Annotated in this window: 19 protein-coding genes; 14 read left to right on the forward strand and 5 right to left on the reverse strand. The window is 33.3% G+C overall.

The window, feature by feature from the left end; all coding sequences use genetic code 11:
- Positions 1-180 precede the first annotated feature (180 nt).
- The 13 genes from argS (at position 181) to U5L76_01990 (ending at position 16,863) form a co-directional block, all read left to right on the forward strand.
- Positions 181-2,049, forward strand: coding sequence for an arginine--tRNA ligase (gene argS, locus U5L76_01930; protein ID MDZ7798356.1), 1,869 nt, complete (start codon positions 181-183; stop codon positions 2,047-2,049).
- Positions 2,050-2,156: 107 nt separating this feature from the next.
- Positions 2,157-2,540 (forward strand): hypothetical protein, encoded by a 384-nt coding sequence (locus tag U5L76_01935; GenBank protein ID MDZ7798357.1) that lies wholly within the window; start codon positions 2,157-2,159, stop codon positions 2,538-2,540.
- Positions 2,541-2,642: 102 nt separating this feature from the next.
- Complete coding sequence (gene thpR / locus U5L76_01940) at positions 2,643-3,185, forward strand: RNA 2',3'-cyclic phosphodiesterase (protein MDZ7798358.1); 543 nt, start codon at positions 2,643-2,645, stop codon at positions 3,183-3,185.
- Complete coding sequence (locus tag U5L76_01945; GenBank protein MDZ7798359.1) at positions 3,182-3,922, forward strand: WecB/TagA/CpsF family glycosyltransferase; 741 nt, start codon at positions 3,182-3,184, stop codon at positions 3,920-3,922. Before thpR ends, U5L76_01945 begins: the two co-directional genes overlap by 4 nt.
- The gene (locus tag U5L76_01950; protein ID MDZ7798360.1) at positions 3,915-5,051 is read left to right on the forward strand and encodes an aromatic amino acid transport family protein; all 1,137 of its coding nucleotides are present in this window, start codon (positions 3,915-3,917) and stop codon (positions 5,049-5,051) included. Before U5L76_01945 ends, U5L76_01950 begins: the two co-directional genes overlap by 8 nt.
- The gene (gene gltX / locus U5L76_01955; protein MDZ7798361.1) at positions 5,048-6,505 is read left to right on the forward strand and encodes a glutamate--tRNA ligase; all 1,458 of its coding nucleotides are present in this window, start codon (positions 5,048-5,050) and stop codon (positions 6,503-6,505) included. The genes U5L76_01950 and gltX overlap by 4 nt, the downstream gene beginning before the upstream one ends.
- A 96-nt stretch (positions 6,506-6,601) precedes the next feature.
- Positions 6,602-7,960 carry a peptidoglycan DD-metalloendopeptidase family protein gene (locus U5L76_01960; protein ID MDZ7798362.1) on the forward strand — a complete coding sequence of 453 codons (1,359 nt, stop codon included), beginning with the start codon at positions 6,602-6,604 and terminating at the stop codon, positions 7,958-7,960.
- Positions 7,961-8,433: 473 nt separating this feature from the next.
- Entirely contained in the window at positions 8,434-8,757 is a 324-nt protein-coding gene (locus tag U5L76_01965; GenBank protein MDZ7798363.1) for a hypothetical protein, read from the forward strand.
- A 568-nt stretch (positions 8,758-9,325) separates the two neighbouring features.
- The gene (locus U5L76_01970) at positions 9,326-9,895 is read left to right on the forward strand and encodes a M48 family metallopeptidase (GenBank protein ID MDZ7798364.1); all 570 of its coding nucleotides are present in this window, start codon (positions 9,326-9,328) and stop codon (positions 9,893-9,895) included.
- Positions 9,896-11,666: 1,771 nt separating this feature from the next.
- Positions 11,667-12,908: a PIF1 family DEAD/DEAH box helicase gene (locus tag U5L76_01975; GenBank protein ID MDZ7798365.1), complete on the forward strand. Its 1,242-nt coding sequence runs from the start codon at positions 11,667-11,669 to the stop codon at positions 12,906-12,908.
- A 133-nt stretch (positions 12,909-13,041) separates the two neighbouring features.
- Positions 13,042-13,548 carry a hypothetical protein gene (locus U5L76_01980; protein ID MDZ7798366.1) on the forward strand — a complete coding sequence of 169 codons (507 nt, stop codon included), beginning with the start codon at positions 13,042-13,044 and terminating at the stop codon, positions 13,546-13,548.
- 110 nt (positions 13,549-13,658) lie between these two features.
- Positions 13,659-16,235: a hypothetical protein gene (locus tag U5L76_01985; protein ID MDZ7798367.1), complete on the forward strand. Its 2,577-nt coding sequence runs from the start codon at positions 13,659-13,661 to the stop codon at positions 16,233-16,235.
- A 4-nt stretch (positions 16,236-16,239) separates the two neighbouring features.
- Positions 16,240-16,863, forward strand: a complete 624-nt coding sequence (locus U5L76_01990) for a hypothetical protein (GenBank protein MDZ7798368.1) — start codon at positions 16,240-16,242, stop codon at positions 16,861-16,863.
- An 86-nt stretch (positions 16,864-16,949) separates the two neighbouring features.
- On the opposite strand, the gene U5L76_01995 is transcribed toward U5L76_01990, so the two are convergent.
- Entirely contained in the window at positions 16,950-17,915 is a 966-nt protein-coding gene (locus tag U5L76_01995; GenBank protein ID MDZ7798369.1) for a tyrosine-type recombinase/integrase, read from the reverse strand.
- Positions 17,916-18,492: 577 nt separating this feature from the next.
- Positions 18,493-19,299, reverse strand: a complete 807-nt coding sequence (locus tag U5L76_02000) for a patatin-like phospholipase family protein (GenBank protein ID MDZ7798370.1) — start codon at positions 19,297-19,299, stop codon at positions 18,493-18,495.
- 150 nt (positions 19,300-19,449) lie between these two features.
- On the opposite strand from U5L76_02000, the gene U5L76_02005 reads away from it, so the two are divergent.
- Positions 19,450-19,911 (forward strand): hypothetical protein, encoded by a 462-nt coding sequence (locus U5L76_02005; protein MDZ7798371.1) that lies wholly within the window; start codon positions 19,450-19,452, stop codon positions 19,909-19,911.
- A gap of 172 nt (positions 19,912-20,083) precedes the next feature.
- Here U5L76_02005 and nifU read toward each other — a convergent pair whose 3' ends face one another.
- The 3 genes from nifU to U5L76_02020 form a co-directional block, all read right to left on the reverse strand.
- Complete coding sequence (nifU, locus tag U5L76_02010) at positions 20,084-20,452, reverse strand: Fe-S cluster assembly scaffold protein NifU (protein ID MDZ7798372.1); 369 nt, start codon at positions 20,450-20,452, stop codon at positions 20,084-20,086.
- A gap of 84 nt (positions 20,453-20,536) precedes the next feature.
- Entirely contained in the window at positions 20,537-21,814 is a 1,278-nt protein-coding gene (locus U5L76_02015; GenBank protein ID MDZ7798373.1) for an SLC13 family permease, read from the reverse strand.
- Complete coding sequence (locus U5L76_02020; protein ID MDZ7798374.1) at positions 21,811-22,833, reverse strand: hypothetical protein; 1,023 nt, start codon at positions 22,831-22,833, stop codon at positions 21,811-21,813. Before U5L76_02020 ends, U5L76_02015 begins: the two co-directional genes overlap by 4 nt.

Consider the following 22,833-nt stretch of genomic DNA (forward strand, 5'->3'; position numbering starts at 1 on the left):
TCTTAAAAAAAGCGTTATATTCACCTAGTCGTTTATTATATCTTGCTATGTGATTTGCTTATTTAATCATTTATTATATTAAAAAAGTTTTAAATTAATTATTAATAAGATATAAAAAATTTGTTAAAATTGTTTTTTTTATTATAATTAAATTACTATTATTTATTAATTTATAACAATATGAAAATGAGGAAAAAAAACCAGGACGAGTTCGAGAACTACAAGCTGGAAGTAGCGGAGTCTGTAAACGCAGTTCAAGAAAAAATCAGAGAGGAAAAGGAGAATCGCGAGTATGTCGATTTTGATAGCTACCCATCAGAAGAGCTAAGGAGGGAGGTAACGGAAGTCGTACGGGAATCCGTAGGCGTTCAGGATATTGGAAAACTAAAATTATCAGTGCCGCCAGCTCATATATCCGGCGATTTTGCTTTGAAGGTTTTTGATCTAGCGAAGAAGTTAGGAGAAAAACCGAATGTACTTGCAAAGAAAATCGTCGATGGCATAAACGAACATAAAATGGCTTTGATTAAGAATGCTTCTGTCGCAGGAAATTTTGTGAATCTGGAGACACATAAAGAGGTTCTTTATCGCGATATTTTTGCAAAAGTTCTTGAACTGGAGGATCGTTATGGGGAGAGTGATGTCAACGCTGGAAAAGTAGCTCTTATTGATTATTCCGCGCCGAATATTGCAAAGCCAATGGGTGTTGGTCATCTGAGATCTACTATCATCGGACAAGCTCTTTCCAATATTTACCACGAAACTGGTTATAGCGTAATCAAAGATAACCATCTTGGTGATTGGGGTACGCAGTTTGGATCTCTCATTTATGCCTATAAAGAATGGGGCGATGAGAAAAAGATAGCTAAAAATCCAGTCGGAGAGCTTAAAGATCTTTATGTTAAATTCCACCAGTTTTCTGAAGTGCATCCAGAAATCAAAGATAAAGCTCGCGAGTTGTTTACACGACTTGAGAAAAAAGATCCGGAATTAGTTGCTCTTTGGAAACGTTTCAGGGATTTGAGTCTGAAGGATTTCGAGCGTGTTTACAAACAACTAGGAATTGAATTTGACACCAATATTGGCGAGAGTTATTTTACTGAGCAGGCGGATAAATTGGTAAGCGAATGCATGACAAAGGGTTTGTGTAGAAAGGATGAAGCATCAGAAGCTGTGGTCGTGGATCAAATGGGAGAAATTCCCTCCTTTCTGTTAAGAAAGCAAGATGGGTCAAGTATCTATTTGTCAAGAGATTTGGCTACGCTTCTGTTCAGAGTCAACACTTTTAAACCAAGTACCATTTTGTATGTGGTGGGTAATGAGCAAGATCTGAACTTCAAACAACTGTTTGAACTTGGCAAGCGTGCTGAATATCTCCCTGATGATGTAGAGACAAAGCATATCGGATTCGGGATGGTTTTGAGTGATGGCAAAAAGATGTCTACCCGGAAGGGTACACAAATTGAGCTAGAAGATTTGATTGCACGGTCTGTGGAAAAGTCAAAGGAGATATTACTTAAAAAGAAAGCAGATGTAGATTCCAAAGAATTGGAGAGGGTATCTGAGATAATTGGCATCGGAGCAATTATTTACAATGATCTACATCAGTCCAGATTAAAAAATATTTCTTTTAACTGGGATAAGATGCTTGATATGGAGAGCGGAAGCGCAGTTTATCTTCAGTACTCATATGTTCGAATCAATTCAATTCTAAGGAAGCTAACTAAAACTTATGGCGAAATTGATTTGAGCACGTTGGAAAAGGAAAAAATTTCTTTCACAAACAAGAGTGAGTTTGATATTGCGAAGAAATTGATGATGTTTCCTGAGACTGTGTTAATATCTCAGCAAACGGATTCTCCTCATAAGATATGCGTGTACTTGGAGGAACTGGCTCAGCTTTTCAACAGTTTCTACAATGAGGTGTCAATTTTCAGGACTAAAGATGTGAAGCTCCGTGAATCAAGAATAGCTCTGAGCAAAGGCGTGGCCGCGGTGATTAAAAAGGGTTTATCCTTGTTAAGTATCAAGGTTCCAGAGAAGATGTAATTGTACGTTTACCGACAACGTGAGTGCCCTTAACAATGGCAGAAGAGCATGCCATCTTCGAAGGGTAGTTGTTTTTCTATGTTGAAAATTCGAAAGGAGGACGAATCATGTCTGTCGTTTCACGTATCATTAGGGAAAACACCTACGAAGTATCAGACGGGACAGATACGTTGATTTACGCACCGTTGAAGAACCTAATCGTGAAAAAGTGGCTAAAAAATATATCCGAGATGGCCTCAAAGGATGTGAGACTGTTGCTAAATATATTAATAGAGATATTTTTAAAGAAGGAAAGACATTTAGATTATATATTGGACCAAGTTGACAAATTAGAAGACTTAGAAGATAAAAAGTATTTAGCTAGAAAAGTGCTTGAAAACAATGATCAATTAATTTTAATAAATGAAAGACCTGTTGAATCGGATCCAGAAAAGTTTGGTTTAAGCAAGAAAGAATTTAAAAAATTAAAAAAAGAAGCGAGAAATAAATAATATTACTCATAAATATATAAAAAATCCCTGAATATGGGATTTTTTATTTTAAAAATAATACGATTAATTTACAAATAGCCCTAAATTTGTTATAATCTAATTATGAAAAACCGGTTGTTTATTGGTTTTGACTTATCAGAGCCTTTGAAAAAGAGAATATCAAATTTGATAAAATCTTTAAAAAATAAATGGCCGGATTTAAAATATGTTAAAAAGGAAAATCTTCATCTGACTTTAATTTTTCTAGGACAGATTTCTGATCAAGATCTTTGGCAAACAATTGAAACCATTCAAGCTGTAAGCAGAGATTTTTATCCTCTGAGTATTGAAAGTAGGGGAGTAGAACTTTTTCCTACTTTAAAAAAGCCAAAAATTATATCATTAAGTATTAAAGAAAAAAGTAAACTAAATGAGTTAAAAAGGAAAATTAACGATCAATTAGCCTTTTTGAATATTGCCAGGCGGGAAAATAGAATTTTTAGACCACATATTACTTTAGCTAGAATCAAAAAAAATAATAATAAACCAGATCTAAAAAATACTTTCCTAAATTTTGAAGAGAGATTTAATAAAATAGATATTTTTGAAAGCCGCTTAACCAAGCAAGGATTAGTTTATAATATAATACAGAGTATTAAATTATGAAAAATATAAAAATATTAGGAGTCAAAGTAACTAATATAGGTTTAAGAGAGTTAAGAGAAAAAATAAAAGAATACTTAAATTCAAACAAACAGCGTTTTTTAACCACGGTTAATCCGGAAATAATTTTAAAGGCTCATAAAAATGAAGATTATAAGAAAATATTAAATAAGGCCTCACTCTCGCTGCCGGATGGCTTTGGTTTAGTTTTAGCCAGTCGTTTTAAGGGACAAAAAATAAAAAAAAGAATTACTGGAAATGATCTAATCGAAATTATTTGTGCTCAGGCTGAAAAAGAAAGTAAGACTGTCTATTTATTGGGTGGAAGAAAGGATGTGCCAGCTCAAGCTAGTTATCAATTAAAAGAGAAATATCCGGATCTTGAGATAGTTGGCTTTGATAACAGCCGTATTTATAGTGAACGTATTTTTTCAAGAGGAATATTAAAAAAAATTATTCATGCCAAACCGGATATTTTACTGGTAGCTTTAGGCGCTCCTAAGCAGGAAAAATGGATAGCTAGACATTTACGGAAAATGATTAGTGTTAAAATTGCAGTTGGGGTCGGCGGGGCTTTTGACTTTTTAGCTGGTCAGATTAAAAGAGCTCCAAATTTTATGCAAAAGATGGGTTTAGAATGGCTCTGGCGGCTTTTTTGGCAGCCCTGGCGCCTATTTCGTATTTTTAACGCTGTTTTTCGCTTTTCTTGGGTAGTTATTAAAAATAAAAAAAATGAATAAAAAATATTTTTATGCTTTAGCTACTTACACTGGCACTATAGTTGGGGCTGGTATCTTTGGTCTGCCTTACGTGGCTTCAAGAGCCGGTTTAACCGTGATGATAATTTATTTACTGATTATAGCTTTTATGTCCCTGTCAGCGGCCTTGTTGTTTGGCCAGGTTATTTCAGCTACTCATGGCCATCATCGCTTGCCTGGTTATGTGGCTAAGTATATGGGCAATAAATGGCGCCATATTGCTTTTTTCACCACAGTGATTGGTCTAACTGGGGTTTTACTTACTTATATTATTCTGGGGGGAGAATTTTTACACGGTATTTTTAATCCTTTAATTGGCGGTTCAATTTTAGTTTATACTCTGGCTTATTTTGCCTTGGGAGCTTATTTAATTTTTCGCCAGGCTAAAGTAGTGGCCCGAATTGAAATTATCATGCTGGTTTTTATAGTTTTAATGGTTATTATTTTTTTAATTTTTGGCTGGCCCGAAGTTAATTTAAATAATATTAAATTAAGCGGCAATAATATATTTTTGCCTTTTGGTGTGCTTATTTTTTCCCTCTGGGGCCTGTCGGTTATGCCGGAAGTAGTTGATATGATGGAGGGTGAGCAGAAAAAAGTGAAAAGTATTGTTCCGACCGGAATATTAATAGCAGTTTTAATATATTTTGTTTTTATAATTTTAGTCTGGGGTATTTCTGGCGGAAATATATCAACCGAGGCCATTCCCGGGCTTTCAGTGGCTTTAGGCCGTAAGATATTACTCTTTGGCTATATTTTTGGCTTTTTAGCCACCTTTACTTCCTTTATTAGTATTGGTATGGTAGTAAAGAAGATTTATTGGTATGACTATCGTGTGCCTAGAAATTATGCTTGGTTTTTTGCTCTCTTTATTCCCTTGGCTCTTTATCTATTGGGAATGAAAGACTTTATTGAGGTTATTGGTATTACCGGGGCTTTTGCTTTAGGCTTAGAGGGTATTATTATACTTTTACTTTGTTTAAAAACTCGTAAAAAATGCCCCAAAAAAGCGGCTTATCAATATAAACTACCCACCTTTGTCAAAGTCTTATTTATATTACTTTTTGCTACTGGTGTAGCTTTTCAGATTATTAATTTAATTAAGAAATGATTTTAGAAAATAATAAAGAAAAAATAAAGGTCCGCTTTGCTCCTAGTCCGACCGGCGATCCGCATGTGGGTGGCATTAGAACGGCTCTTTTTAACTGGCTTTTAGCCCGCAAAGAAAAAGGCCAATTTATTTTACGTATTGAGGATACTGATCAGGAGAGGTATCAGGCTGACAGTGTGGAAAATATTAAGAAAAGTTTAGAGTGGCTCGGTTTAAACTGGGACGAGGGGCCTTATTTCCAATCAAAGCGTACCGAAAAATACCAGCAAGCGGCTCAGGAACTGATTAGTAAAGAAAAAGCTTATTATTGTTTTTGTTCTAAGCAAAGATTAGAGAAACTAAGAATCAGACAGGCTGAAAATAAAAAACCGCCCAAGTATGATAAACATTGTTTAAAATTATCACCGGACGAAATTAAAGAGAAAATTAACCAGGGTGAAAAATATGTTATCCGGTTAAAAATACCCGAGAAGGGGACTACTGAATTTAAAGACTCAATCCGGGGGCGGGTAAAATTTGAAAACCAGGTTTTGGATGACACTATATTACTCAAGTCAGACGGCTTTCCCACTTATCATCTAGCTAATGTAATTGATGATCATGACATGGGTATTACTCATGTCATCCGGGCTGAGGAATGGCTGCCCTCAACGCCTAAACACATTCTTTTATACCAGGCTTTAGGTTTTGAACCGCCCTGGTTTGCCCACTTGCCTTTGATCTTGGGTCGGGATAATAAGAAACTATCCAAGCGCCATGGCAGTGTTTCTATTTTACAATATAAAGAAGACGGATATTTACCAGCGGCTATTCTTAATTTTCTAGCTTTTTTAGGTTGGAACCCAAAGACCGAAAAAGAATTTTTCTCAAGATCAGAATTAATTGAAGCCTTTTCCCTGAATGGAGTTAATAAGTCCGGCGCTATTTTTAATCTGGATAAACTTAACTGGCTAAACGGTTATTATATCAGACAGATGGATCCGCAAGAATTAAAAAGAGTAGGGGAGCCCTTTTTAAAAAAAGAGTTTAAACAAATAGCTAATGAAAAAAATATTGACTTGGTCAAACTTTGGGAAATGTCAGCCGATAGAATTAATACTCTCAAAGAAATAAATAAGCTTTGTGATTTTGTGTTTGAGCCAAAAGATTATTTGCCGGAGATTTTAATTCCCAGAAAATCAAATAAAACCCAAGCTATAAAAAATCTTAAACTGGTAGAAAGTAAATTAAAAGATCTCTCCGAAAAAGATTTTAAAGCCGATTATTTAAGAGATTTATTTTTAAATTATATAAAAGAAAATAATCTTAATACTGGTGAATTGCTTTGGCCTTTTCGGGTGGCTTTGTCCGGCAAAAGAGCCTCGCCAGATGTTTTTGATATGTCTGAGCTTTTGGGTAAGGAATTGGTTTTAAAAAAAATAGATATGGCTATGGATAAGCTGAATATTCTCTAGGTTTTGATTTGTTATTTTATAAGTAAAGTTATTTGTCAAAAAAGCAAAAATTTGCTATAATTATAAGTGCGTATAAAATTGGCTAAAATTAGCAAAATGAGACAAAAACAAAAATTTGCTAAAACAAAAACTAACCATAAATTAGGGGTAGTAGCTCTTATAATATTAGCTGCTTTTTTGTTTATACCCAGTGTTAGAGCTTTAAATATTAATTCTAAGGACTTGGTTTCTTCTTTAAACGAGCTGGAAGAGAGTGAAGAAATTAGTGAAGAAACTCAGGAATACATTGATGAAGTTAGTCAGGAAATATTTGAAAAAAGAGAGCGTATTTCTGAGATCAATCAGCAAAAAGAAATTTATCAGCAAAATGTTAAAGAAAAACAACAAGAAGCGACTTCCTTAAAAAAAGAAGTTAATGTTTTAGATAATCAGATTGAACTGACAAGCTTGGAAATTTCAAAAAAGGAAACTGAAATTGAAAAAATAAAGTTAGAGATGGAACAGATTCGCTCAGAGATTAAGGAAAAAGATGAAAAAATAAACAGCCAAAAAGACCAGATCTCTGCTTTAATCAGGCAGATTTTTAAAAACGACAAAAAAAGCTATTTGGAAATAGCCCTTTTAAATAAAAACTTTTCTGAATTTTATAATGAAGTTAAATATCTTGATTCTATCCAGAGCAATATTAAAGAAGAGCTTTACAAATTTAAGGAGCTCAAGCATGACCTTAAGATTCAGGAAGAAAATTTAAGCGGTAAAAGAAATGAACTGGATGATTATAAGGCTGGTTTACAAAATGAAAAGTCTGATCTTTCCCAGCAAATGGATTATCAAGAAATTTTACTAGATGAAACAATGAGTACTGAGGCTGAATACGAAGCACTTTTAGAAGAATTGAAAGAAGAAGCCCAACAGACCCAGACAGAAATTTCCTCTCTGGAAAAAAGAGCTCGAGCTAAACTGGCTAAAGAAAATGGGGAAGAGTATTATGGTGAATTTTCCGGCATTTTAGCTTGGCCAACTGACTCCAGACGAATTACCTGCGGCTTTCATGGCGCTGGTTATCCTTATGAAAAATGGCTGGGACCACATGCTGGTATGGATATTGGGGTAAGCCAAGGTTCAAATGTTTACGCGGCTGGTGACGGTTATGTAGCTATTGCTAGGAAACTGGACTGGAAAGTGGATTCCTATGGCCATAAACGCCCGGCTTATAACTATATAAATATTATTCACAATGACGAAATATCTACTGTTTACGGCCATCTCAGTCAGGTTTTAGTTACTGAAGGAGACTTTGTCACTAAAGGACAAGTGATCGGTAGAACCGGGGGATTGCCCGGCACGGCCGGAGCTGGCTCGTTTTCTACCGGAGCCCACTTGCATTTTGAAGTGCGCCAGGTTAATACTAATGGTATCCCAGTTCCTGTTGACCCAGCCGGTTATTTGTTTTAATATAATTACAAGCTATTTTAGCCAAAATATGCAAAAAATAGGGCCCAACTCGGGCTCTATTTATTTTAAGGCTAATAGGTTTTAGGTGTGGCGGCGAGTCAGGTGGTTGGTTGTTAGGCTTAGAATAAAACCCATTGACTCAGCCTAATAACCAAACTAGCAGCTCGGCCCAAAACCCTTTTGTTTTAATGCTAATTGGTTATGGTTATAGCGGCTTCCGCCAAAGGCGGACAGGTGTAAGGTTTTGGTTTGGGTCTTGGAAATTTTTGTTTATAAAATCTAATATAATAATCTCTCCATTCATTTGCCTATGGCAACCTCAGCCTAAATGGTGCGAGACTATAATAATTTCAACCTACCTGGCGCCGGATTTATCCGGCGAGACATTCTTGACCAAAAATGATAATTATGATAAAAAGAAAGACTATTGAAACTTGTACCTTGCAATTTGTTTTTTAAAAAGGAGGACCAAATTGGAAACTCTTTATAATTTGTGGTGGGTATATCTGGCTATATCCTTGGGTATTACTTTTAGTCTTTTCAAAGGGGTTATAAAAGTAAATGGTGAAATTAGAAAAAATCAGCCATTACTTATAGCTTTGGCAATTATGTTTCAGATTTTCGGCTATTTAAGTATCATAAAAAAAATACCAGAACAGTTTCTAGAAATTAATTCTATACATCTTTTAGTCGTTCTATTTATTGGTTTATGGCTATTATGCTATAATATATTTTTTAAAAGAACTAAGCCAAAAAAAGAGTTGTCAAATAAGGACTGCGAAAAAAATAAATTATAATCAGAAGACAAAACATTCCAAAACCCTTTGTTTTGCTAATAGGTTTTAGGTGTGGCGGCGGGTCAGGTTTTGGTGGTTAGGTTTAGAATAAAAAGCCATGTGGATAAGTTATTCTTGACAAAAATTTAGGCTCTGATATGATATTAATAACTTCACATTATAAGGAGTCTATCCGGTACCACTGACCTTATGTCAGTATTCTCTAATCACATATCTTAAAAGTTGTACCACTCCTTATAAATCGCCCTTTCTTACCCATACCCGAGCCCTCGTCACCTGACGACGGGCTCCTTTTTTTTATTTGATGCTATTAGGTTTTGGTGTGGCGGCTAGTAAGGTTTGGGTGGTTGGGCTTGGAATATAAAACCATTGACTCAGCCTAATAACCAAACTAGCGGCTCAGCCCAAAACCCTTTGTTTTGCTAATTGGTTATGGTTATAGCAGCTGGTAAGGTTTTGGTTTAGATCCTGGAATGTGTTATGATGGTCTTTCTTGATTCAAAAAGCTAAGTGGCTTAAAATTAGGGAGTATTAACTAAATAGTCTTTAATAAGACTAGTAATTAAATATGCCAGAAATAATTTGTTCAAATAATAAAAAAATAGCCTACACACTCAAAAAAAGTAAGAGAGCCAAAAAAATGAGGTTATCTGTTAAGCTTGATGGTTCGGTGGTGATAGTTATACCTCATAGATTTAAAGAAAAAAAGGCGGAAAAGTTTATCAAAGAAAAAAGTGATTGGGTTATTTCAAAAAAAGAATTGGTTAAACAATTCAAGGGAAACACAATTTGTCGTTACACTAAAAAAGATTATTTAAGGCATAAAGATCGGGCCCACAAACTGGTTGGTATTCGGGTTGATTATTTTGATAAATTATATAATTTTAATTATCAAAAAATTACCATTAGAAACCAAAAAACCCGGTGGGGGAGTTGCTCCAAAAAAGGGAACTTGAGTTTTAATTATAAAATTATATTTTTGCCCCCACGATACTTAGATTATATTATTTACCACGAACTCTGTCATCTCAAAGAATTTAATCACTCTCTTAAATTTTGGCATTTAGTAGAAACGGTTTTCCCGGATTATAAAGCCATAAAAAAAGCATTAAAGAAATACCACTTAAGTTTGGGTTAAGTATATTCTAATTTTTTTTGTAATAAAAAAAAGAGGTATTTATTAGGATTACTTTAGGTGGCTTTTAAAAGCTTCTTTTTTTGTTTTAATGCTAATAGGTTATGGTTATAGCAGCTGGTAAGGTTAAAAGGTTTAGGCTTAGAATAAAACCCATTGACTCAGCCTAGTAACCAAACTAGCAGCTCGGGGCAGGCAGAGTGAAGAAATCCTTATTTAAAAATATACTAATATATTTTTTTAAAATTATATTTTTTGATATTGACGAAAACCGTTAGTTATGATAAAAAGAAAGACTATTGTACCTTGTAAATTTGTTTTTTAAAAAAGGAGGATTGAAATGGCAGCTCTTTATAATTTATGGTGGGTCCACTTTCTCTTGGCCGCGGGTATTATTATATTTATTTATGATGAATCAGGAATTACGTATAATCTCAAATTTTTTATAGCTCTTATAATCGGATTCATTATAGAAATATTTGGCATCATAAGTTTTTTGTCTGTTGTTACTATTAGTGAGTTTCTTATGAGAAGAATTTATTCGGCGTTCATATTACTGGCTATAGCTGGTTATTTATATCTACTTATAAATTATCTTAAATTATTCATAGATGTGAAGGTTCATAAAGAAGTGAATAGGAGAATTAGTCCAAAGACCCAAAATTTATGTTTGTATCTCACAATAATAGGCCTCGCTGTTCTCTTAGTTATTGGCTGAAAAAAAGAACATTTAATAAAGCAGGTAAAAGATAATTAGCCTGCTTTTTTTTATTTAAGGCTAATAGGTTTTAGTCGTAGCGGCGGGTCAGGTTTTTGGTTGTTAGATTTAGAATGAAAAAACCAAACGAGGCAAACAACCTGGCGCCGGATTTATCCGGCGAGAAATTCTTGACCAAAAATAATAATTATGATAAAAAGAAAGACTATTGTTCCTTGTAAATTGTTTTTTAAAAAGGAGGACCAAATTGGAAACTCTTTATAATTTGTGGTGGGTCTACTTGGCTATATCAATTGGTATTATGAGCAGTCTTTACAGAGGGATAATAAGAGTAAAAGGTGAATTTAGAGACCGACAAACAGCTCTGTTTGCTTTAGCTTTTGCTTTTCAAATTCTTGGCTATTTGTGTATCACCAAAAAAATACCAGAACATTTGTCGGTTATAAACTTTCTAAATGTCTTGGCTATTCTATTTTATATTTTATGGTTTATCTACCATGTATTATTTAGAAGAAGTAATTTTAATTATAAAATACGAGCTGAGCTTAATAATTACGCAAGTAAAACATTTTTTCCGCTCTGGTTGACTCTAATAGTTCTAATGGGGGCTATAACAATCTACCATTTGCTATAGTTCCGATCGGCAGGCCAAATTCCCACGGCCTGCTTTTTTTTATTTAAGGCTAATAGGTTTTGGGCGTAGCGGCGGGTCAGGTTTTAGTTGTTGGGTTTAGAGATCTTGAAAGAAACTTTTTCCAGTATGGCGACGAGCTTGACCTAAAAAAGGCCGGGGCTATTAGTCGTAATAATATCTGTTATCTTGCTATTTGCCTTGAAGATGGCACAACTGCCTTTCCCGCTTCGCCCTAGTGGTTTGAGGGTTAAAACCGGTCAAAATAGACCTTCCGACCATAATATAAAATAATTGCATTTTTATCAATCAATTTGATCTTTTCTTAACGGAGGTTTGACACCTTACGTTTTTTTATATAATCCTTGCTTAATGTGATAATTAAAGGTAAATTTAATAAATAATAAAAAAATAATTTAAATATTTTGAAACAAAAGAGAGCTTTAGAGATTTTAAAAAAAGGACATAATGTTCTTCTGACCGGCGCCGCCGGAAGTGGGAAAACTTTTGTTTTGAACAAGTTTATTAGACACTTAAGGAAAAAAGAAATTAGCGGGGCTATTACCGCTTCAACCGGTATCGCGGCCACCCATATTAATGGCCGAACAATTCACTCTTGGGCGGGCCTGGGTATTAATCATAGTTTTCCCGATAAAGTGATAAAAAAAATTATTAGAAATAAAAAAATAAGAAAAAATATTAGGCAAACCAAAACTCTTATTATTGACGAAATTTCAATGCTTAATGATTATCACTTAGATATTATTGACCATATTTGTAAAGCGATCAAACAAAGCTTAAAACCTTTCGGCGGGATTCAAATTGTCCTGAGTGGTGATTTTTTTCAACTTCCTCCGATTAGTGTCAGCCGAGGGGAGGGGAGTTTCGTTAATGAGGCTGTCATCTGGAATAATATGAATCTTAAAGTTTGTTATCTAACCGAGCAACACCGGCAAGCTGACAAAAAATATCTTAAGTTTTTGAATGATATGCGTTCAAACAATATTTCAAAATCAACCAAAGATATTGTTCTTACTCGTCTTAATAAAAAAATTACAAACAAACTAACCGCGACTAAACTATACACTCATAACTTTGACGTTGATACTCAAAATAATAATGAGCTTAAAAAGATTAAGAAAAAAGCCTATGGTTATGAAATGAAAGAAAAAGGACAGGCTAAATTAATTAAAACTTTAAAAAAGAATTGTCTCTCTCCGGAATACCTTATTTTAAAAAAGGGGGCGATAGTTATGTTTGTAAAAAATAATCTAGATAAAGGTTATGTTAATGGCACGCTTGGGCAGGTGATCAGTTTTAATGAAGGTTTTCCGGTCGTAAAAACGCTTCATGGTAAGAGGGTACTAGCCAAACCGACTCGTTGGATTGTGGAAGAAGATAATAAAGAATTAGCCAGTATTCACCAAATCCCCCTGCGTCTGGCCTGGGCCATAACTGTCCATAAGTGCCAGGGAATGACCTTAGATCTCGCTGAGATAGACCTGAGCGCCTCTTTTACGCCTGGAATGGGTTATGTGGCTCTGTCACGACTAAGAAAGCTAAGTGGGCTAAAACTGGTCGGTATTAACGAAATGGCTTTTGCGGTCAGTGAAAATGCGGTTAAACTGGACAAAGAATTGGCTAAAATGTCTCAGGAGAACGAGTAAATTAGCCCTTGCCAACTTTGGAGCTGGGAGGTAGATTTAAGGGTAGGGGAGACTTAAGCCTCCATTACCTTTCAGTTAGTTTTGATCAGATTTTGGATGAGGTGGAGGGGTGGAGTAATAATTAAAAAATCATATGACTTTATCACCTGAAGAAAAACAAAAAATTTCTGAAGAAGAGAAATATCGCTCTGAACAGAGAAAAAAACATGAAAAAAAGAAGAAGAGTAGCAGCGCAATAGGCTGTTTGGTAATTATTATAATTTTAGTAATTGTGGGATTTGTTTCATGTAGTGGAGACAATGATCAAAATAATAGTACATCCACCACAACTACAACCACATCGGATTCAATGGCATTTGTTATTGCCAAGGGTTTTGTGAGGGATTCTCTTAAGTCTCCTTCGAGTGCTGATTTTCCAATCTTAGATTTTGTAAGTACATCTCTTGGAGAAAATCGATACCAGGTAACATCACATGTTGATGCAGAAAATAGTTTTGGGGTTATGATTCGGAGTGATTGGGTTGCCACTCTTAAATATTTAGAAGGAGATGACGCAGATCAAAATAACTGGGAACTTGAAAAGCTTATAATTGACGATGAAACAATTTATGAATCATTAACTAATGATTTAGTAGAATAAATTTTGGATTGGGGGTATGGTAGGGGAGAGAAGATTCTAAATATTATAAAATGAAATTAAGACTGGCATAAATAATTGAAAATTGAATAAGGTAATTTCATGTACAAATAATGGCAAAAATTAAGAAAAAAAAACTAGAAGATAACATTTCAGTATTTTCGAATACTCTGCCATATTGGGCAAAATATTTAGCAAAAAACATCTCAAATGCCTATATAATCAACGATGATATTTTGGATGCTGCTTATAATTATTTTCTTGAAGATGAAGGTCTTAAAGAAAAAAGTACTAGACCAAATATAGTTGTAGACCCTATAAGTGCCCATGAATCTGGTTATAAAAAGAATCTTGTGTTGAAAAAAATAAAAAATGTTGAAGGAGTAAATATATTAGCAGAGGAACAATTAATTAAGTGCGGACCAAATATAACGATCATATATGGTAAAACAGGTTCTGGTAAAACAGGGTATGGTAGATTATTAAAAAAAACATTTTTTTCTAGAAGCGAAGAAGATATCATTCCTAATATTAATGTGGTAGGCAAACATAAGAATATTACTGCCAAATTTGCTTTTGAATCAGAAGACGATATATATGAATTGAAATATCCTGATGATGCTGATAAGCCAGAATTTCGTCAATTTGCTGTTTTCGATAATAATAGCGTCAAAATTCATCTCGATGAGAGAAATAAATTTGAATTTAGGCCAAAGAGTCTAGAATTTTTTGGCAAATTGAATGATGCTATCGAAAAGATAAAAACAAAATTGGATTTTGATATAGTTGAAAAACAACGATCTAAAGACTATCTGGGTTTATTTGATGGTGAATCCGATATTAATAATTTAATAACTAATATTTCAGACAAAACTAAGATTAAAGATTTAGATAAACATTTACCGTTTACAGAAATTGACAAAGAAGCAATAAAAACACTAGAAGAGGAGAAGATTAAGTTACTAACTCTCAAAAAAGTTAAGGAAATAGATGAATTGGACAGAATTAAAGGTCTTATTGCTAATTTAAAGTTATTAATAAACGATGTAAACAAACTCTTGAATGAGTCAAAAATTCTCGAAGTAAAGGAAGCTATTAAAAACTATGCTAAAAAGCATAACCTTACTAAGAAAGAAGGATTGGATAATTTTAAATCTGACTCAATAAAGAATATTGGTAGTAAAGAATGGAAAAATTTTATTCAAGCTGCTGATAAGTTTGCTAAAATTCAGTATTCTAAATATCCCAAAGAAGATGATAAGTGTATTCTTTGTCAACAAACTCTGTCTGAGGAAGCAATAGATTTAATTAATAGGTACAGAATTTTTATCAAGAGTCAAGCTGAAGTAGAAGAACAAGATGCACTTAAGCAAATTGATAAGCTGAAAGAAATATATAAAGAATTAAATTTAGATTTATTTAATTCAAACGATATTTTAACTATATGGTTATCTGAAAATAAACCAACTATCCTAACCGAATTGAAAAAAACAATTAATTCTCAAAAAAAATTAGTCAAAAGTATAACTGCCGATTTAAAAACAAAATCTTATTCTGCTAAAAAAGAACTGAAAATAGATGTTACAGATTTAGATATAATTGTAACTGAATTAAAAAGTAGGATAAAGAAACTTGAAAATAAAGAACCAAAAAAAGAAATAAAAGAAATAAATAAGAAAATTGATTATTTGAAACACAAAGAAAAATTATCACAACACGAACCAAGTATAAAAAAATATATCAATAAACTAAAGTGGGCAAAAGCTGCTGAGAGAAAAAAAAGTAAATTGTCATCAATAAAATCTAAAAGTACAAAGGAGGAGAAAAGATTATCTGTAATATATTTTAGTGGTGCTTATATCAAATCCTTTAAAAAAGAATGCAAAAGATTGAGAGGTAATTTTGGGGTTGAAATTAAGTATACCGGTTCATCTGGAACTTCATTTCGTGAATTAAAAATCAAAAAATATTGTCCTTCTGGTATTTTAAGTGAAGGAGAACAGAAGGTAATATCATTAGCGGATTTTATTTCAGAGATTAGATTATCCGGTGTAAATAAAGGCATTATTTTTGATGATCCAGTTACATCTTTAGACGACGAGAGAAAAGAAAATATTGCTAAAAGACTGGCCGCTGAATCTAAAGAAAGACAGGTTATTATTTTTACTCACGATTTAGTTTTTCTACATGCACTTATTAGTGGTTGTGCTGATGAAGCAGTAAAACGATCATGTCATTGGATTGAGCAATTAGATGGTGAGGCAGGAAAAATTTCAATAGATTGTTCACCGGCACTAGAAAAAAAATATAAAAAACCCACAAAAGCACAAATTTATTATAAGAAAGCTAAAAATTCCAATCCACAAGATAGAGAAGTTGATATAAAAAACGGCTTTACTTCATTGAGAACTTCGTATGAAGCTCTTGTTATTTTTGAACTGTTTGGAGGAGTTGTAGAAAGATTTAGTGATAGAATAAAAATGGGTAATTTAGAAAAGGTTATATTTAATGTTAAAATAAGAGATAAAATACTTGATAGTTTTGCTAAATGCTGCCGATTTATGGAAGGCCACTTACATAGTGATAAATATTCATATAAAAAGCCAACTTTAGAAGATTTGAATAATGAGATAAATAGATTTATTGAAACTAAGAAAGAACTAAAAGATTTAATAAAATCACAAAAATAATACAATGGACATATTATTGAGAAAGATAGATAATAAAATAGATAAGTTATGTGTCAGATTTCAAGAGAATAAGGGTTATATCTTGACCGAAAGCGATTTAAAGTGTGCGATATATTCAGAATTAGTAAAAATTTCTATACTAAACAAATTTACACAAACGGAAGACAGGGACATTTTTTCAAATCCTGTCCATACAGAATTATCCTGGTATGATGAAAACGATAAATTAAATATTATTCCAGATATAACTATATTAGAACCAAAAAACCTAAGTATTTTGCATTATAAGGGAAGGCCTGGGGTAAAATTGCCAAGTAAACAATGTTCGTTTTGGGGAAATGCAATCGTATTTGAATTAAAGTTCATTCGTAACAAAAAAGGTATTACACCTAAAACAATTCACGAATTACAAAAGGATTACCTAAAAGTTATTAGACTAATAGAAATATTCAGTCGACATGGAAGTTCTAATGAATTATTTGTATTTCTTATAGTATTTAACAAAACAAATATCGTATGTAATGAATTCAAAGATTTTATGAAAGATGTTGATAAAAATCGAAGAGTAAGGTTGCTGTACAAAACAGGAAATGCAAAATTTCCTTCTTTTAACCAGCATCCAAACTAATTCGCGTAAATTCTTATAACTATTGTAAAATAAACATTTTAAACTAACAGGTTTTTTGGGCCTATTTTTATTTAGATTAGGTATATTTACTTATTCTTCAAAGGATGAAACTTCTTCATTGTTTTCTCGGCGTAGCGGTCAGACGCATGAACATACCTTGTGGTGGTGTCTAATGACTCATGGCCGAGTAATATTTGTATAGCGGCCGGATTAGCCCCTTGCTCGGCTAAATAAGTAGCAAAGCCATGGCGCAAAGAATGAGCCGAAGTCGGTACATTAATTTTTAGTCTTTCGCGGTAATGTTTTATTTTATCTTGAAGATAGTTAATAGAAATTCTTTTTTCGTGTTTTGAGGCCCTTTGACCGCGGTAAGGAATAAAAAGAGCCGGTGAATCATCGGTGCGGATATCTAAGTATTTATTTAAATGATCCTGGGCCCGCGGGGTTAGATAAACAAATCTTTCTTTTTTGCCTTTACCCATAACAAATATCTTGCCGGTTTTGTCAATTTGATCGCGGTTTAAATTAACCAGTTCCGAGATACGCAGGCCGGTGGAAAACATAACCTCCAGCATGGCCCGGTTGCGCCGAGCTACTTTTTTATTTTTTTCAAAATTTGTCGGGGCTTTGATAAGTTTAATAAGGTCTTCCAGCTCAGCTACTCGGGGATGTTTTTTTTCAGTTTTAGTTAACTTAACCATCTCCGGCGAAATAGGGGAGTGGTATTCATTATCAATAATATATTTTAGATAAGAACGCAAAGAAGAAAGCATCCGGTTTATTGAGTATGAACCAAGTTTCTTTTGCCCTTGATCATGTTCAGCCGTCTGTCGATCGATTGAAGTGAGGTAGGCTTTATATTGTTCAATATCTTTTCTTTTCAGATTTTTAAACTTTAAATGATTATCTTTTAAATAATCTTCAAAAACTTTTAAATCTCTCTCGTAATTGTAAATAGTTTTGTCGGAATAGTTATTTGTCTGCAACATAAGCAGGTAATCATCAAAATACGGCAGAGAAGGGCTGTTTTTGGTTTTATTAGATTTAGTCATATTTTATTGAGTGTAAGGGATATTATACCCAGTTATATTATTATTGTAATACAGCCTCTTTTAGCTGTCAAGGGGACTTTTTTATTAATTACACCTATAATAGGTCTATTTAATATTTTTATATCAATTCTACTCTTCTGCTCTTAAATAATTTTATTTAATCATTTTATGGCTTTTATAAAAAATTTATGTATTATTATGAATATTATTTATAACTCTATCAAATTTTAAAATAATTAGATACTTATATCTATCCGGAGTTATTTTAAGGCCCTTAAATCGCCGCTTATTTATCCGATATTTATACTAATTGAACCAAACAAGATTTTAATCTCTTTTTAATATACCATTCCCCTCTTGGTTATAAAAAAATTTTAAGTTTAAAGTAATTAACTATTTAAAGAATATAGTGACTAACCTATTATTTATTAATATTGATAGTTAGTTTTAGTGTCGCAAAATATATGAGAAATTTTTATAAAACGAATTAAACGTTTAATTATAGTGATAATTATTTTTTTAGGCGTTAACAAAAGGTTTATCTCCGCTACGAGTCTCAATTAGTCCTCTAAAATATTTATAATATTTTCTTAATCTCATTTATTTCAGCAGCGGCTGCCTCTTCACCCCGTTTGATCAGCTTTTTAGTATTTTTCTGAGCAAAGAATTTTTCTAAACCGACTATCCGGTCACCGCCAACTTTCGGCTCAATAATAATATCAGCTTGGTCCATAGATAGTTTAGCTAAACTGGAAGCAACAATATTATAGGAGCGCATAGCTAGCTTAATCATAGAAATATTCTTATGAAAATTAAGTTTATGGGGAAAATAGCCGTTTTCAATATTAACAGCCAGGATTATATCAGCCCCCATATTTTTAACCTCGTTATCCGGTACTGGATCAACTAAGCCGCCATCAGCTAAAAGTCTTTTTTGATAATAGATGGGATCAAAAATTAAAGGGGCCGAAAAGCTAGCTCGGATGGCTTTGATTAAATTACCAGCATTTAAAATGACCTTCTGACACTTATTTATATCCGTGGTAATCACCGCCAGCGGAATCTTGAGTTCTTTGAAACTATTGACGGTGAGAAAATTATTTATAAATTTTTCTAATTTTTTACCTTTAATTAAACCGCCTTTTTTGCCAAAATCTAAAATTGATAATCCGGTTTTCCAGTCCGCTTCTAGTATTGTCTTTTCCACTTTTTTAATATCTAAGCAAGAAGCATAAAAAGCCCCGATTAAAGCACCAATGGAGGAACCAGCTATATAATCGATAGGTATATTATTTTTTTCTAAAACTTTAATAACACCAATATGAGCTAGACCGCGAAATCCGCCGGAACCCAAGGCCAAACCAATTTTTTTTCTTTTAATCATAGATTAAAATTACTTATTTTTATTTTCGTAATTTTGGATAGCTTTTAATAAGGTGTCAGCGTCCAAGTTTGAACAGAAATATATATTGACTATGAAAATCGCTTTTGATATGATAATATCATCGTTCTTCATAAAATAAGGAGGAAAAACATGATCGATATTATTGATTTTCAGCCGAAGTATTTCGAGAATATGGTAACTTGTTACCAATTTGGTTTTCCGGAGGGACATAATCGTTATACTCTCGGTCGTTTAGCGCGATGGCAGAGAGATACAATCATTTTGGCTCGTCATAATAAAACAGTTGTTGGCGTGTTAATCGGTATTATCTCGTATCAGGAAGCCTGGTTTACTGCACTGACGGTATTGCCGACTGTACCCTTGTTAGATAAATGTTCTCTTCATCTTGTTAAAGCCATGGCGCTTCGATTCATCGAACTAGGCTTTACTGAAGCCTACTTTACTACTGTGCGTCGTAGTGTGCTTCGATTAGCGAAGCGAATCAAAGCTACAAAAATACAAACAGTTCCTCATTGCTACTATGATGGTAATAAACGACATCTTATCACTGTATCTACAGAAAATCTCCCGTTCATTAATCAGTTACTCTAAATGTTTAATACAAGCTAAAGCATACCAAGCTTTAGCTTTTTCTTTAATATCTAAACACACAAAAAATCAAGAATATTTACTGGTATATACTAATATTAGCATTAAAAGAATTGTTTGAGTTTATGATTTACCTTCTCTTTAAAGTAATGAAATTTTATTATAATTAAATAATTTATTTCTTTTTCTTTTCGTAATCCTCAATCGCTTTTTTCAAGGCGTCAGCCGCTAGGTTTGAACAATGCATTTTTATTGTTGGCAAGCCACCAAGTTGGTCAGCAATATCTTCGCGGGTAATTTTACTAGCTTGTTCAAGAGTTTTACCTTTAGCTAATTCAGTAATCATAGAAGAAGTAGCAATCGCGGCCCCGCAGCCAAGAGTTTCAAACTTAATATCTTTAATTTTATTATCTTTAACCTTAATATAAATTTTCATGATATCCCCGCAGGTGGGATTACCGACCTCTCCGACGCCATCCGGTTTTTTCATTTGACCTAAGTTACGCGGATTTTGAAAATGGTCAAGAACTTTTTTAGTATACATGGATTTGGTTAATTAGTGATTAGTTAATTTTAATTAGGGATTAGTTGGAAAATTTGTCGAGTGTCTAATGTCTGTGGTCCTTAATTATACTAAATTCTGCCAGAAAAACCAACCAATTAACCATGAGACAGTTACAGCTGATAAAGTAAAAGGTAGTCCGATTTTGAAAAATTGCCAAAAACTGATATCTTCACCAGCTTTTTTCTTGGCAATACCAACCGAAACAATATTAGCCGACGCTCCTATGGGAGTAATATTACCACCCACTGAAGCTCCAAGCAAGAGTGAAAAATAAAATAAATAAGGACTAACCCCCAAATGAACCGCTAAACCGGCGGTTACGGGTAGCATTATTAGTATATAGGGAACATTATCAATAACAGCGCTGATAATAACTGAAAACCAGAGAATTATAGAGTAGGTTAAAAATACATTGCCAGCGGTTAGGGATTTCATAGTACTAGTTAAGGCCTCAATTATACCACCAGACTCCAACGAACCAACTATTATAAAAATACAGAACAAAAATACCGAAGTGTTCCAATCCAATGGTTTCAACAGCCCGGGCAAGGTATGAATATCCTCTTTTATTAATAACCAGATCAAACCGATTAAAGCGTAAGCTAAAGTAATAATACCGGCTAAATAATGGAATTGTGAGCCATAAATTGAGGCTAGAGCTAAGGAAATAATTAATAAAATTATTAAAATAGTGGGAGTCCAAGACTTAACATTCACCTTATAAAGTTCCCCCACTCCCCGCGTATGGCGGCGAAAGATTAGATACAAAACAAATATAGAGATAATGGCCCCGGCCTGAACAGCAAAAAATATCCCGGGAGAACCTTTAAACCAGAAAAAGTCATTAAAAGTCATTTTAGAAAAACCGGCCAGAATCATACTCGGTGGATCACCGACTAAAGTGGCTGTTCCTTGCAGATTGGAACAAACCGCAATACCAATTAAAAAGGGGGCTACCTTAATTCTTAAGTGTCTGGCTAAAGAAATAGCTAAAGGAGCGATAATTAATACAGTGGCTACATTTTCAACAAAAGCCGAAATAAAACTGGTTAAAGCACAAATAAGTATAAAGGCCATAGCGGTAGTTTTGGCTTTATTGGCCAGAGTACGGGCTAAAAAAGCGGGTACTCTTGAGTCTATAAATAGATCAGCTAAAACTAGCATGCCAACAAAGATAGCCATCACATTCCAATTAACAAAACTAAAGGCTTGTCCAGGGCTAATAGTGCCGCTTAATATAAGTAAAGCTGTGGCCAGGCCAACCACCAGAAGTTTATTTATTTTACCAAAAATAAGAAAAAGATAAGTAAATATAAAAATTGTCAGTATAAAATAGTTCATTGGTAATATATTCTTCTGCCAAATCTAAGATCAATATATTTTAAATTTTCCTCCTGACCTTTTAACTCAGTTTTTAAAACCGTATTAAGTAAATTTATTTGGCTGTTAATATCCTCGGATACGTCAAAGTAAATAAGATATTCTTTTGTGGTTAGTACATTGATATAGTTGGTCTTTTTTAATTTTTCTTGTTCTAGACAATCTTGACTGTAAATTGAATTAGTATTTTTATTTAGATTTAAATTTAGCTTAGAATTATTAGTGTTATTATTAGTCTGGCTATCAGAATTAGTATTGTTATTGGTATTGGTTTCATTTTGCGGTATTAGAGGGCAAGTCATAACCGGGGTTTCAAAGCGCTCAATTTCAAGACCAATTGTGTTTAATGACTTTTTAATTTTTTCTAAATGACTGAGGATATCGTTATTTATAACTTTGTCTCCGGGACTAATATAAAACTCATTAACATCATAAATTAAAGGAAAGGCGGGATTAATTTTTTCTTTTTTGACATCCTGGGCTACTACCCCCTCGCGGTTTATATAAAAATAATTATCTTTACGCTGCCAGGTTATTGAGGGAATAATTTCTTTTAAGGTAATTTTAACAGTGCGAGGAAATTTCTTTTTTAAGGTAAATTGATCCAGGCCAGTTTCTTTTTGAATTTGTTCTTTTAAAAGTCTTTCGGCCTTTTCATCATTAAACATAAAGAAGTTTTTTTGTGAGAAAACCAAAAAACGGTCCTTAGCCAGCTCTTGTTTTACCATTTGCTCAATAGACCCGGCTTTGGTTTTTTGGGCTCCATGAACCTTAATAAATTGGATTTGAAAAACTTCTGAGAAAAATATTAAATAGCCCAAAGCAAAAAAAATAAGAATAAAAAATCCATAATGAACTTTTATTTTTCTTATAAAAATATCCAAAAAATTTTCTTTGGAAAAAAAAGGATTCTTATATTCTTTTTTTGGTTTATTTAAGGGTTTAACACGACGCCTTTTGCGGAATGGATTTAAGCGCAT

Source organism: Patescibacteria group bacterium (assembly GCA_034520665.1).
In the GTDB taxonomy this organism is placed as follows: Bacteria; Patescibacteriota; Patescibacteriia; order JAXHNJ01; family JAXHNJ01; genus JAXHNJ01.

Excerpts from the sequence above, each read along its gene's own strand:
- thpR (MDZ7798358.1), top strand. The coding sequence starts at position 2,643 with ATGAAAAACCGGTTGTTTATTGGTTTTGACTTATCAGAGCCTTTGAAA.
- U5L76_01945 (MDZ7798359.1), top strand. The coding sequence starts at position 3,182 with ATGAAAAATATAAAAATATTAGGAGTCAAAGTAACTAATATAGGTTTA.
- U5L76_02005 (MDZ7798371.1), top strand. The coding sequence starts at position 19,450 with ATGATCGATATTATTGATTTTCAGCCGAAGTATTTCGAGAATATGGTA.
- U5L76_01980 (MDZ7798366.1), top strand. The coding sequence starts at position 13,042 with ATGACTTTATCACCTGAAGAAAAACAAAAAATTTCTGAAGAAGAGAAA.
- U5L76_01970 (MDZ7798364.1), top strand. The coding sequence starts at position 9,326 with ATGCCAGAAATAATTTGTTCAAATAATAAAAAAATAGCCTACACACTC.
- U5L76_01935 (MDZ7798357.1), top strand. The coding sequence starts at position 2,157 with ATGTCTGTCGTTTCACGTATCATTAGGGAAAACACCTACGAAGTATCA.
- U5L76_02000 (MDZ7798370.1), bottom strand. The coding sequence starts at position 19,299 with ATGATTAAAAGAAAAAAAATTGGTTTGGCCTTGGGTTCCGGCGGATTT.
- nifU (MDZ7798372.1), bottom strand. The coding sequence starts at position 20,452 with ATGTATACTAAAAAAGTTCTTGACCATTTTCAAAATCCGCGTAACTTA.
- U5L76_02015 (MDZ7798373.1), bottom strand. The coding sequence starts at position 21,814 with ATGAACTATTTTATACTGACAATTTTTATATTTACTTATCTTTTTCTT.
- argS (MDZ7798356.1), top strand. The coding sequence starts at position 181 with ATGAAAATGAGGAAAAAAAACCAGGACGAGTTCGAGAACTACAAGCTG.
- U5L76_01950 (MDZ7798360.1), top strand. The coding sequence starts at position 3,915 with ATGAATAAAAAATATTTTTATGCTTTAGCTACTTACACTGGCACTATA.
- gltX (MDZ7798361.1), top strand. The coding sequence starts at position 5,048 with ATGATTTTAGAAAATAATAAAGAAAAAATAAAGGTCCGCTTTGCTCCT.
- U5L76_01995 (MDZ7798369.1), bottom strand. The coding sequence starts at position 17,915 with ATGACTAAATCTAATAAAACCAAAAACAGCCCTTCTCTGCCGTATTTT.
- U5L76_02020 (MDZ7798374.1), bottom strand. The coding sequence starts at position 22,833 with ATGCGCTTAAATCCATTCCGCAAAAGGCGTCGTGTTAAACCCTTAAAT.
- U5L76_01990 (MDZ7798368.1), top strand. The coding sequence starts at position 16,240 with ATGGACATATTATTGAGAAAGATAGATAATAAAATAGATAAGTTATGT.
- U5L76_01985 (MDZ7798367.1), top strand. The coding sequence starts at position 13,659 with ATGGCAAAAATTAAGAAAAAAAAACTAGAAGATAACATTTCAGTATTT.
- U5L76_01960 (MDZ7798362.1), top strand. The coding sequence starts at position 6,602 with ATGAGACAAAAACAAAAATTTGCTAAAACAAAAACTAACCATAAATTA.